An 11852-nucleotide genomic window follows, 5' to 3' on the forward strand; every position below is an offset into this window, starting at 1 on the left:
ACCCATCGGCCGACAGGCTCCGGTTACATGCCTTCGTCCAGAATCCTGAACGTCGCCACGGGCCATTCATCTTGCCGCAATGCGGTTCTGGCGAAAAAGCCGCTTTCGCCCAAGAAATCGGCGCGGCACCAGACACCGTCGGATGCCACAAGGCATTGATTGAAAACGACCTTTGTGGCCGCGGGAACAACGCCGACGATCAAGGCATCGCGGCGGGGCAGGCGGCGCACAGGTTTCTATCATCGTCTCATTTCCCGTGAGGGACGATGCCTGAAGATCGCTTGACGGCACGCATTCGCGGGTCAGCCCCTTGGAGAAAAACGCTTTCCTCTCCAGCGCCTTGGCGATGCGCGGCGGTGCCGTCGCCGGTCTGGCGTTCGACTATGACGGTTTCGCCCACGCCCCTGATCTCGCCGCTCAGCCTGAACTGGTTGCCACCGATGGCAAGGAACAGCGCGACGTCGTCGCGGTCCGACAGCAGGATCTGGCCGTCTTCGATTGACCAGCTGGCAAGGCTCGACAGGGGCGATTGCAGTTCTTCGACGACGCAGACCAAGGCACGTCACCGGTCTGGGACAATTCGATCCGGCAGACCTGACCCGTGCGGCCGAAGGCGGGGTCGAAGACGTACCATTCGCCGGAAAAGGCCTGGCGAAACTCGCCCCAGCCGGCTCTGTTGCACAAATTGCGTGAGGGATTCATTTCGTGACTCCAGCGTGGTAGCTGGGCTTCATGAGCAGACCTGCGCCTTCAACCTACAGAACCAGGAGCTGGCCAGCCTATAACGGGGCGCTCAAACGCCGGGGCTCGCTGACGGCTGGTTTGACCCCGAGATGAGCTGGGATGCCGTGACTGGACGGTGCCTGACTTCAGCACGCTTTCGCACCGTCAGAAGACGCTGGCCGTCCCTATCCCGTATCGCGGCTCCAAGGGCCCCTTGCACCTGCCGATCGACAACACCGGCATTGTGTCAAACTGCCGGGCCAGAGGCTCATGGTGGGGAACTTCGACCGACAGGTCGCCGAGCTCCGGGTCCGCATCGCCGTCCTGAAAGGCTATACTGCGCTCGGCATATCCGTCACGAAAACTGTGGGATAAGTCCGCCCGGGAAAGAGGAACTTCGGCGTTCAGCCGATCTGTGCAACAGAGCCGGCGACAACTATCTCGATGGTCAGCAGCATTATGGTGGCACGAACATCATGACCGTCCGCGTTACCGGTGACCGCAACAACAACAACGGTGACTTCCTCACCGGCGACGCGCTTGCGGCGCGCCACTATGCCAACAATGCGACGGGTCTGACTTTCGGGCACGGTCGTCTGTGGCAGAATGGTGGCAACAACTATCTGACCTTGACCGTCAACTCGAGCGACAACCTGTTCGCCACCCTCCAGCAGGGTAGCAACAACTCGATCATGGGTACCATTGGCGGTGGGACCGGCAACCAAGCCGTGGTCGCACAGTTGGGCAACACCAACGTCGCGAACTTCACCCAGAACGGCACCGGCAACGTGCTGGGCGTGACGCAATAACATCCCGACGGCGCGGCCGGACCCCGATGAACCGGCGCGCCCAGATCAGGTGGTTTCAGTGAACCATCGGCAGAACGCACGTCTCAGCCTTGTCGACGCGGCCGCCGCCGCGCTGGTCATGGCGGGTGTGCCAGCGAACGCGCAGTCCCGGTTCGGCAACGATGTCGTCATCGAACAGGACGGCACCGACAACACGGCGACCATCGATCAGACCGGCTCCAACAACCTAGGCGGGACCGAAAGCAACCCGATCCTGCAATCGGGATACTGGAACGAGATCCGGATCGACCAGGCCGGCAGCGCCAACCGCGTCGGCACCGATACCCGCCGCGTCGTCCAGCGCGGTCTTGAAACCACGCCGCTGGTGCACAACAGCATGACCCTGACGCAGACCGGCACCCGCAACCTTGTTGGCGCCGTCACCCAGATCGCCCGTGGGGCCGTGCCGCAGGGCACCAATACCCTTCTGATCACCCAGACCGGGCGCGACAACACCGTCGCCGGTATCGTCCAGGACCAGCAGCCCAGTGAGGTCGCCCAGCGCGCCGAGATCACGATGGATGGCGCGGGCAACATAGTGCGCCTTGTTCACCAGGAAGCCGGCAGCGATTTCGGCGGCGATCCGAACCGCGTTGTCCTGACGCTTGCGGGCAACGACAACGGACGGGTCAACTTGTCGGGCGTGGCGCTTGTGCCGGGTTTGCGCAACAGTGCGATCGTCCAGACGGGACGCGCGTTGGATCCGGCGTCGAACGGCAACGAGGTCGAACTGTTCGTGCTTGCCGATGATTTCCGTTTCGGCAGCCGGCAAGGCGGCCGGATGAACCGGATCGGCCCAATCACGGTCAGCGGTGCAGGAAACGCGCTGGGCATCCGTCAGGAGGGGCTGGAGAACGACATGACCGCTGCGGCGCTGGAAGGCATCCAGAACGTCATCGGGGTCGATCAATACGGAACCAACGGCCTGGCGTTGAACATCTTCGGCGACAGCGATTTCAACATCGTCTCGGTCGATCAGATGGGAACGAACGATGCGGCCCTGACGATCGAAGGCGACACCAACGAGATCACGGCACGGCAGGATTGCAATTTCGGAGAGGCGGGCGACAGCATCCTCACCATGGGTCTCGCCGGCGACAACAACTATTTCGACGTCGTGCAGGAAGGCGAGAACAACCTGATCGTATCGCTGACGGGAAGCGACAACAATTCCCGCGGCCAGTCGGGCGCTTTTGCGACGTTGGGCCTGCGCGCGGGGCAACTGGTCCAGTCCGGCACCACCAGCAGTGGCAGCGACAACACAGCGACGATCACAGTCGTGGCCGATTCCAACGCCGTCGCGACGCGCCAGATCGGCGGCCTGAACAGCGTTCTCGTCTTGATCCAGGGCGATGACAACGAACTGGGCATATTGCAGGGCGGCAGCGCCAATGCCGCCGCGGTTCACCAGGTCGGGCACAGCAACCCCGCGCTTGTCCGACAGTGATGGCGTGCCGGCGTTCGGTCGCTCACAACGATCCGCTTGGGGCAAAGGGCGCCGCCGGCACTTCGGCCCGCGGCCTCGCTTACGCCAGCCCGTCCCGGCACAGCGCTATCGCAGCGTGATTACGCGTTCTTCGTGCGCAGATCCACGTTGAACTCGGGGATGGCGCGGGCTGCCAGGGCGTCCATGTCCCAGGCGATCCCCAGCCCGGGCGTCTCGGGGGCCAGTGCCATGCCATTCTCGATTATCAGACCGCTCTCGGTCACCTCGTTCAGTTGCGGAATATATTCGACATAGCGTCCGTTCTGCACCGCGCAGACCAGGCTCACGTGCAGTTCCATCAGGAAGTGCGGACAGACGGGCAGATCGAAACATTCCGCCATATGCGCCACCTTCAGCCAAGGCGTGATGCCACCGATCCGCCCGGCGTCGACCTGGATCACCGACGCCGCCCCGCGCGCGATGTATTCGGCGAAGTGGCGCACGGAATACAGGCTTTCGCCCACGGCCACCGGCATCGCGGCGGCCCGCGCCAGATCGACGTGACCGGTGATGTCGTCGGCGGCCATCGGCTCTTCGATCCAGGCCAGGTCGAACGGGCGCAGCGCTTCGGCCCGGCGGCGGGCGGTGTCGCGGGCGAACCCCTGGTTGGCGTCGGTCATGATCTCGTAACCCGCGCCAAGCGCGTCGCGCACCGCCGCGATCCGCGCCACGTCTTCGGCTGCCGTGGGTTTGCCGATCTTGACCTTCGAGCCGGTAAAGCCCTTCTCGCGGGCTGCCAAAGCATCTTCGACCAGCGCCTCGGGCGGGATATGCAGCCAGCCGCCTTCGGTGGTATAGCAGGGGGCGGCCGGACGGGCGCCGCCGGCCATGCGCCACAGCGGCAGTCCGGCCTTGCGACAGCGCAGATCCCACAGGGCGGTATCTACGGCCGCCAGCGCGATCGAGGTGATGGCGCCGATGGTCGTGGCATGGGTGGCGAATTCAAGGTCATGCCAGATCGCTTCGACCTCGGTGGGATCGCGCCCGATCAGGCGCGGCGCCAGATGATCGGCCAGAAGGCGCATCACCGACGATCCGCCTGTGCCGATCGTATAGGAATACCCGATCCCGACGGCGCCATCGCTGTCGGTGATCGTCACCAGCGGTGTTTCCTGGCTGACGAAGCTCTGGATGGCATCGGTGCGTTTGACCTGGGGGACAAGGTCGACCATGGACAACTGGACACGTTCTATCTTGGGCATGGGAGTACTTCTCTGGTTCAGGGCACAGGGACGGGGGGGGTCAGTCGGGCAGGTTGTAGAAGCTGCGCGCATTGCGCTGGCCGATCATGTCGCGTTCATCCTGTGACAGGGGCGCCAAAAGGCGATGGGTCATGTCGATCCAGGCGGGAAGGCCGATGCCAAGATCCACCACCGGCCAATCGCCGCCCCAGATCAGGCGCCGGGGTCCGAACAGCTCAAGCGCCGCGTTTGCCACCGCTTCGGCGGGATCGGGCGGGCCGGCATCTGCGGGCACATAGGCGGTCACGCCGGAAAACTTGACCCAGAGGTTCGGCAACGCGGCCAGTCGCGCCATGTCGTCGCGCCAGGCGGCAAACCCGCCCGCGGCCATGTTGTTGGTTCCGAAGTGATCCAGCACGAAGGCCACATCCGGGCAGGCGCGCACCAGATCGGCGACAATGCCCAGCTGACGGGCGGCACAGCACAGATCCACCGGCCATCCGGCAGCGCCGATCCGGCGGATGTTGGCGCGGTAGGTCTCGGCGCGGCTGGTGTCATCGGGCATCGTCTGCAGGAGGCGGCGAAAGCCGACCACCTTCAGGTCGCGGCATTCGTCCAGCCAGGCCGCGAATCCGTCGTCGGTTTCGGGACGGCAGGCCGCGATCTGTCCGAACATGGGCACATCGCCCGTGCCGACCAGTTCGGCCACAAGGCGCGCCTCGGCCTGATAGTCGGCGTCGTCCACACCGGTTTCCATGAAAATGGTGCCGATAACATCGCGTCCGGCGACCAGGGCGGCGTAATCCTCGCGTGTGAAACTGCCGGAAAGCGGGGGGATGTCGTCCGTCCAGGCATAACCCAGCCGGTCGCGCAGGATCAGGTGCTGGTGGGTGTCGATCAGTTGCATCGTGCGGTCCTCGCTCAGGGCTGAAGGGCGATCCGGTCCATCTCGGGCCAGAGGGCGTCGGGCACGGGATGGCTGAACAGATCCAGGTTGCGTGTCAGGCTTGATGGTTTGGCGGTGCCGATCAGGACACTGGCCACCACGGGATTGCGCAGCGGGAAATGCAGCGCGGCATTGGCCAGCGCGACATCATGGTCGGCGGCGGCCTTCTCCATCTGTTCGACCTTTTGCAGGATCTCGGGCGAGGCGGCGGCATAGTTGAACGTGGCCCCCGGTTTCGCTCCCGTGGCCAGGATGCCCGAGTTGAACACGCCGCCGACGATCATGGCGGTGCCGCTGTCCTCGCACATCGACATCAGCCGGCCCGAGGCGCTGCGATCCAGCATCGAATAGCGCCCCGCCATCAGCAGGCAATCCAGCGACACCCGCTCCATCACGTTGATGCAGGCCGCCACCTCGTTCACGCCCAGGCCGAACGCGCCGATCCGGCCGGACGATTTCAGGCTGCGAAGGGCATGGATGCCGTCGTGGCAGAACGTGTCGAGATGCCTGGCGTATTCGTCGCCGGCAAAGCTGCCGCTTTCCAGGTCGTGGACGAACAGGATATCGACCGAGGTCAGGCCAAGCCGCGTCAGGCTGTCCTCGAACGACCGCATGATCCCGTCATGGCTGTAGTCATAGTTCACCGAAAAGGGCAGGGCATCGACAAAGCCGTTGTCGGGCTGCCGGCCGTCCGTGATCGGCTTCAGGATCCGTCCGACCTTGGTCGACAGAACGAAGTCGCCGCGCGGCTTGCCCTGCAGGAAATCGCCCATCCGCCGTTCGGACAGGCCCTGGCCGTAATAGGGCGCCGTGTCGAAATAACGCATTCCTGCGTCCCAGGCGGTGTCCAGCGTGGCCATCGCATCGGCCCGTGACACCGGACGATAGAGGTTGCCGATCCCGGCCCCGCCGAACGACAATTCGGTCAGGTGCAGGTCGGTGGCGCCCAGGCGTCTTCGTTTCATGTCACGTTCCTTCTGTTGTTTGATGTCGCGTTCACGATGGGCCGCGCAGGGGCACGTCGAACGGCAGCTTTGCCTGCTGTTCGTCCGACATCCGGTCGAAGATCACGAACACCATGTCGAGGTGCCGCGCCAGGGCGTCATGGGCGGCGGCGGCGTCGCCCCGATCAAGCGCGTCGATCACGGCGCGGTGTTCATCCAATACATCGAACAGCCGGTTCTCATGGGCCCAATAGCGGTGAAAGCGTCGCAACGGGGTCTGGGCGGTCTGGATCGCCGGCCAGACCCCGTGGCGGCCGGAATACCCGGCCAGCATCTGGTGAAACCGCTCATCCGCACGCAGGAACTCGTCGGGATCCCGGGTTTCGATGGTGCGCGCCTGATCCGCGATGACGTCGCGCAGGGCGACGCCCATTTCGGGCGTCCACAGCGTCGCCGTCTCGCGCAGCAGCGCCAGTTCGAGCGAGCGGCGCACGAAATGGCTGTCGCGCAGACCGTCGAGGCGCAGCGGTGCCACATAGCTGCCGCGTTGCGGCGACACATCCACCAGCCCCTCTTCCACGAGGCGCTGGATCGCGGTGCGCACCGGCGTGCGCGACACCGAGAACTGTCGACAGATGGAATTTTCGCTGATCCGTTCATTGGGGGCAAGGCGGACATCGACGATGGCCTGCCGCAACACCGCGTGAACCTGGTCCGACACGGACAGACGGCGATCGACGTCCAGCGTGAGCGACCCCAATCCGGGGTGCTGTGCGCCGATCGGCGGATCGAGGATCGGACGCGAAGAATCTTCCCAGGCCATCGTGGCGTCCTCGAACAGCTCGTAAAGTGTCTTGCGGCTTGGATACAAGAATACTAGTGTTTCGGACATGATTGCAAGCCGGCGCGCCACAATCCGCAACAAAGCGAAAAAAGGCCCGGCTGTTCGGGCGGTTTTGTCCGTGGATGGCAATCCATAGTGGAGGAGAGAAACACATGAATACCCCGTTCAAGACCATGGCACTGGCCGGCATCTGCGGCATGGCCGCCGCGGCCGCGCAGGCGGCCGACGACAGCCGCATCGCCATGATTCCCGGTGGCCCGCACCCCTATTTCGCGGCGTGGGAACAGGCCGGCGCGGACGCGGTGCGCGACTTCGGCATCGAGGCTGCGGATTACAAGGTGCCCCAGAAGTGGGAACTGACCCAGCAGAACCAGCTTCTGGAGAGCCTGCTGAGCCAGGGATACAACGGGTTCATGATCTTCCCGGGCGATCCCGTAGGTGCCGTGTCGACCGCCGAAGAGCTTGCCGAAAACGGCGCCCAGGTCATCGCCGGCGCGGGATGCTTCAAGGATCCGTCACCGGCGGCGTTCTGCCTTGGCACCGACACCGGAAATTCGGCCTATCTGGGCACCAAGGAGCTTTTGGCGGCCATGGGTGACGGCGAAAAGCGGATCGCGCATTTCACCGGCTTCCTCGTGGATCCGAACACCCAGCTGCGGATCGACGCCGTGAACAAGGCCGCCGAAGAGGCTGGCGCGACGGTGGTTCAGGTGATCGCCGACATCGATGCGCCCGAGCCGGCGGAAGAAAAGATCAACGCCTATCTCGCGGCCCATGCCGACGAGGTCGACGGCATCATCACCACCGCATGGGTGCCCGCTGTCGTGGCCGCCAACGCCCTGCGCAAGATGGGTGACACCGGCATCCACATGGTCGGCATCGACCACGACGAGGTCGTGCTGACCGCGATCAAGGATGGCGTCATCGACGGCACGATGCTTCAGAACCCCTATGGACAGGGCTATATCGGCACCTTTGCGCTGGACAAGCTGCGGTCGGGCTGCACCGTCAAGGACGACGCACCGTTCGCCTCGAACGCGCTGACCGACAAGTTCATCGACTCGGGCACCTCCTATGTCGATGCCAGCACGGTTGATAGCTATATCGATGCCATGCGCGCCGAAAGCGACCGGATCCTGAAGGATTTCGAAGCCACCTATCTGACCTGCAACTAAAGCAGACCCCGGCACGGATGACACCTCCGTGCCGGCCGTCGGCGCCGCTGTGCGCCGACGGCACCTGTCTGTCCGCGTCGTGTTTGCCTGCCTCGAACTGGAAATCTGTCCATGTCCGCACAAGATACCCCGTCTGCGCCGTCCCCAAACTCATCGACAGGGGATGGCAGACAGACCTGGCTCCGGTTCTTCCTGTCCAATGAATTCGGCCTGATCCTGCTGATCGCCGCCTTCATCGTGATCTTCGCCGTCAGCACGCGCGGCTTCCTGTCGCCGTTCAACCTGTTTTCCCTCGGTCGGAACTCGGCCGTGAACATCATGATCGGCCTGTCGATGATGACCGTGATCGTCACCGGCGGGCTGAACCTGGCGGTGGGCGCCATGGGGGTCTGTGCCGCGATGGCCTTCGGCTGGTTGATCGAGGTTCTGGGCCTGCCATGGCCGATCGCGCTGTTGGGCGGACTGGGGATGGGGGCCGCGCTGGGCTTCATCAACGGCTGGACCGTGGTGCGCACCGGGCTGCACAGCTTCATCATCACCCTTGCCACCATGAGCATCTTCTTCGGGGTGATGATCTTTCTCACCCGGGCCGAATCCTATCGCGCCATTCCCGATGTCTTTTCGGCCCTCGGCAAGATGAAGATCGCAACCTACCTGTCGCCGCTGCTGCTGGTGACGCTGGCCTGCGCGCTGGCGCTGACCTGGCTCTATCGCTTCACCGTCACGGGGCGCGAGATGCTGGCGGCCGGGGCCAGTCCGGCGGCGGCCGAACTTTCGGGCATCCGCGTCGGCCGGATCATCATCCTGTGTCACATGCTGTCGGGCGTTCTTGCGGGCATGGCCGCGCTGATGCTGGTGGCGCGCAACGGCGCCGCGATCCCGTCGATGGCGGGTCAGCTGGGGCAGGACTGGCTGTTGCCGGCATTCCTCGGGCCGGTGCTGGGCGGCACGTTGCTGCAGGGCGGCAAGGTGTCGGTGCTGGGCACGGTACTGGGCGCCTTCCTTGTCACCATGCTGTCGAGCGGCCTTCTGATGCTTCAGATCGGCGCCTTCTGGGTTCAGACCTTCCTGGGCCTGATGCTGTTGATCGCCGTGCTTCTGGACAAGGCGCGCCGCTCCTATCTCACCCGTCGAAACCTGGCGTGAAAGGCACCCCCATGCTGCAGATCTCCCGCCTGTCGCGCGCCGATTGGTTCGGCCCGCTGCTGGCCACCATCATCGCCATCGTTCTGATCCAGAGCTTCAGCGCCACGTTCCTGTCCGCCTACAACATCGAGATCCTGTTGCTGGCGATCGCGGTGAACGCGCTGGTGGCCTATGCGCAGATGATCATCATCGCCATCGGCCAGATGAACCTGTCGGTGGGGGCCATCGGCGGCCTGGCCGCCATTTCCTTCGCCGGCGCGATGGAGGTCTGGGGCCTGCCGGCGCCGCTGGCCCTGGTGTTCGCGCTGTTCATCGGGGTGCTTGCCGGCATGGTGAACGGCATCCTGATCCGGATCACCGGCATTTCGGCCTTCGTGATCACCCTTGCCACGCTGTCGATCTACAAGGGCATCAACCTTGGCATCACCGAGGCACAGCCGTTCTATGGCATTCCCGAAAGCGTCAAGAGTTTCGGATCGGCCATTCTGGTCGGGCCCATCCCGCTGCTGGTTGCGCCGACGATCGTGGTGACGCTTCTGCTGTGGTTCATGCTGCGCCGTCTGCCCATCGGGCGCTTCATTCTGGCCGTCGGCAGCAACGACCACGCCGCCGCCCTGTCGGGCATATCGGTCAGCAAGACCGTCATCGCGGCCCATGCGATATCGGGCCTGCTGGCGGCGATCGCGGGCGTGCTTGTGGTGGCGCGGCTTCAGATCGGTCAACCCTCGATCGGGGACGACTGGTTGATCCTGTCATTCGCGGCACCGGTCATCGGCGGCGCCATCTTGGCCGGCGGGCATGTCAGCACGATGGCGACGATGCTGGGTGTCGTGATCGTGGCAATCATCACCCAGGCGCTGGTGCTGTTTTCGATCGATCCGTTCCTGGTGCAGGTGGTGCTGGGCGCGATGATCCTGGCGGCCGTGGGCCTGAACAGGCTGCGGGCGCGCCAGCCGCTGAAGGGAAGCATGTGACATGACCCAGACTCCGATCTTCCGGGCCCAATCCATCGAAAAGGCCTTTCCCGGCGTTCTCGCGCTCAAGGGTGTCGACATATCGCTGCACCCCGGTTCGATTCACGCCCTGCTGGGCGAGAACGGCGCCGGGAAATCCACCCTGATCAAGGTGATCACGGGGGTTCATCAACCCACCGCCGGAACGATGTATCTTGACGGCGCCGAGACGCGTTTCACCAGCCCGCGCGACGCCATCGCCAAGGGAATTGGTGTCGTCCATCAGGAGCGGAACCTTTTTCCCCGCTTTTCGGTGGCCGAGAACATATTCCTGGAACAACTGGCGACTTCGTATCTCAAGCCGGTGAACTATGCCCAGCTGAACCGCGACGCGCGCCCCTGGCTGGACGCGCTCGAGCTGGACATCGATCCCGCCACCCCGGTGTCCGAACTTTCGGTGGCGCGGATGCAGCTGGTCGAGATCGCCAAGGCCCTGTCGTTGAAAAGCCGCGTGCTGCTGCTGGACGAACCGACGGCCTCGCTCACCTCAAGCGAAACCGACCGGCTGTTCACGATCTTGCGCCGCCTGCGCGATGACGGCACCAGCCTGGTGTTCGTCAGTCACAAGCTGGAAGAGGTGCAGGAGATCTGCGACCGCGTCACAGTGCTGCGCGACGGGGCGAACGCCTGCGACAGCCGCTCGATGGACGGTGTGGATCGCGACCAACTGGTGCAGATGATGATCGGGCGCTCGGAAGGGGCCGCGGCCTGGCGCCACCGCGATACCGCCAGCCACCCCGAGGTTCTGGGCCTGACCGGCGTGTCCACGGTCCTGGGCCATCGCGACATCACGCTGTCGGTGCGCAAGGGCGAGATCGTCGGCCTCTATGGCTTGATCGGGGTCGGGCGCACGGAACTGGCCAAGTCGATCATGGGCCAGTTCGCGGTCACCGGCGGCGAGGTGCGGGTGAACGGCACCGCCGTTCAGATCGGCTCGGTCGCCGAGGCGATCCACCGGCACGGCCTTGGCTATATCAGCGAGGATCGCAAGGGCGAGGGGCTAATCCTTCAGCACTCGGTTCTGGCCAATGCGGGCGTGCCGATCTGGCGCAAGCTGGCCGGCGCCCTGGGCAGCCTGTCGGACGGACGGGTGCAACAGGTCGTCACGCCATTCCTGAACAAGCTTGAGGTCAAGACGCCCAGCCTGGCCCAGACCGTCGGCAACCTGTCCGGCGGCAACCAGCAGAAGATCAGCGTCGCCAAGTGGCTGGCGGCCGGTGTGTCGTTTCTGATCGTCGATGAACCGTCTGTCGGCATCGACATCAAGACCAAGGCCTATCTTCATGAATTGCTGCGCGAACTGGCCGACAACGGCACGGCGATCCTGCTGATCTCGAGCGACATGCCCGAGATGATCGCCCTGGCCGACCGGATCGCGGTGATGGACGATTACCGCATCCGCGGCGAAGTCCCGAACACCGGTGTCTATGACGACATCAGCCGGAAGATCATGAACCACATCCACGGTTCCGAGGTCGACCGCACCGAGTTCGCCGAAGCCTCCAACCCCTGAGCGGGCGTGCGTGTGGCCCAACCTGACCGAAGA

11 protein-coding genes and 2 pseudogenes are annotated in these 11852 nt (G+C 64.4%); 9 read left to right on the forward strand and 4 right to left on the reverse strand.

Translation table 11 applies throughout. The features are described from left to right. Positions 1-310 precede the first annotated feature (310 nt). The 5 genes and pseudogenes from CFP68_RS17965 to CFP68_RS14595 all read left to right on the forward strand — a co-directional run bounded on the left by CFP68_RS17965 (position 311) and on the right by CFP68_RS14595 (position 3018). Positions 311-502, forward strand: a complete 192-nt coding sequence (locus CFP68_RS17965) for a hypothetical protein (RefSeq protein ID WP_145953460.1) — start codon at positions 311-313, stop codon at positions 500-502. 230 nt (positions 503-732) lie between these two features. Continuing rightward, positions 733-997 (forward strand): annotated as a pseudogene (locus CFP68_RS18275) (transposase); the annotation flags it as partial. Next, a pseudogene (locus tag CFP68_RS18650) lies at positions 964-1098 on the forward strand (IS5/IS1182 family transposase); the annotation flags it as partial. The pseudogenes CFP68_RS18275 and CFP68_RS18650, both read left to right, overlap by 34 nt. Positions 1099-1199: 101 nt before the next feature. Further along, positions 1200-1532: a hypothetical protein gene (locus CFP68_RS14590; RefSeq protein ID WP_099827668.1), complete on the forward strand. Its 333-nt coding sequence runs from the start codon at positions 1200-1202 to the stop codon at positions 1530-1532. Positions 1533-1590: 58 nt separating this feature from the next. Next, entirely contained in the window at positions 1591-3018 is a 1428-nt protein-coding gene (locus tag CFP68_RS14595; RefSeq protein WP_099827669.1) for a hypothetical protein, read from the forward strand. Positions 3019-3137: 119 nt separating this feature from the next. Here CFP68_RS14595 and CFP68_RS14600 read toward each other — a convergent pair whose 3' ends face one another. The 4 genes from CFP68_RS14600 to CFP68_RS14615 are packed head-to-tail and all read right to left on the reverse strand — an operon-like array spanning position 3138 to position 7020. After that, positions 3138-4259 (reverse strand): mandelate racemase/muconate lactonizing enzyme family protein, encoded by a 1122-nt coding sequence (locus CFP68_RS14600; RefSeq protein WP_099827670.1) that lies wholly within the window; start codon positions 4257-4259, stop codon positions 3138-3140. A gap of 40 nt (positions 4260-4299) precedes the next feature. Beyond that, on the reverse strand, positions 4300-5145 hold the full coding sequence (locus CFP68_RS14605; RefSeq protein WP_099827671.1) for an amidohydrolase family protein: 846 nt from the start codon (positions 5143-5145) through the stop codon (positions 4300-4302). Positions 5146-5159: 14 nt separating this feature from the next. Then, entirely contained in the window at positions 5160-6149 is a 990-nt protein-coding gene (locus tag CFP68_RS14610) for an aldo/keto reductase (RefSeq protein WP_099827672.1), read from the reverse strand. Positions 6150-6180: 31 nt separating this feature from the next. Beyond that, complete coding sequence (locus CFP68_RS14615; protein ID WP_206601919.1) at positions 6181-7020, reverse strand: GntR family transcriptional regulator; 840 nt, start codon at positions 7018-7020, stop codon at positions 6181-6183. A gap of 104 nt (positions 7021-7124) precedes the next feature. Between CFP68_RS14615 and CFP68_RS14620 the strand changes: the two genes are divergently transcribed. The 4 genes from CFP68_RS14620 (at position 7125) to CFP68_RS14635 (ending at position 11819) form a co-directional block, all read left to right on the forward strand. Next, entirely contained in the window at positions 7125-8147 is a 1023-nt protein-coding gene (locus CFP68_RS14620) for a sugar ABC transporter substrate-binding protein (protein WP_099827673.1), read from the forward strand. A gap of 111 nt (positions 8148-8258) precedes the next feature. Then, the gene (locus CFP68_RS14625) at positions 8259-9293 is read left to right on the forward strand and encodes an ABC transporter permease (RefSeq protein ID WP_099827674.1); all 1035 of its coding nucleotides are present in this window, start codon (positions 8259-8261) and stop codon (positions 9291-9293) included. 11 nt (positions 9294-9304) lie between these two features. Beyond that, entirely contained in the window at positions 9305-10267 is a 963-nt protein-coding gene (locus CFP68_RS14630) for an ABC transporter permease (protein ID WP_099827675.1), read from the forward strand. Position 10268: 1 nt separating this feature from the next. Then, the gene (locus CFP68_RS14635) at positions 10269-11819 is read left to right on the forward strand and encodes a sugar ABC transporter ATP-binding protein (RefSeq protein ID WP_099827676.1); all 1551 of its coding nucleotides are present in this window, start codon (positions 10269-10271) and stop codon (positions 11817-11819) included. The last annotated feature ends 33 nt before the right edge of the window (positions 11820-11852 follow it).

This window comes from Oceaniglobus indicus (genome assembly GCF_002751875.1).
Taxonomy (GTDB): Bacteria; Pseudomonadota; Alphaproteobacteria; order Rhodobacterales; family Rhodobacteraceae; genus Oceaniglobus; species Oceaniglobus indicus.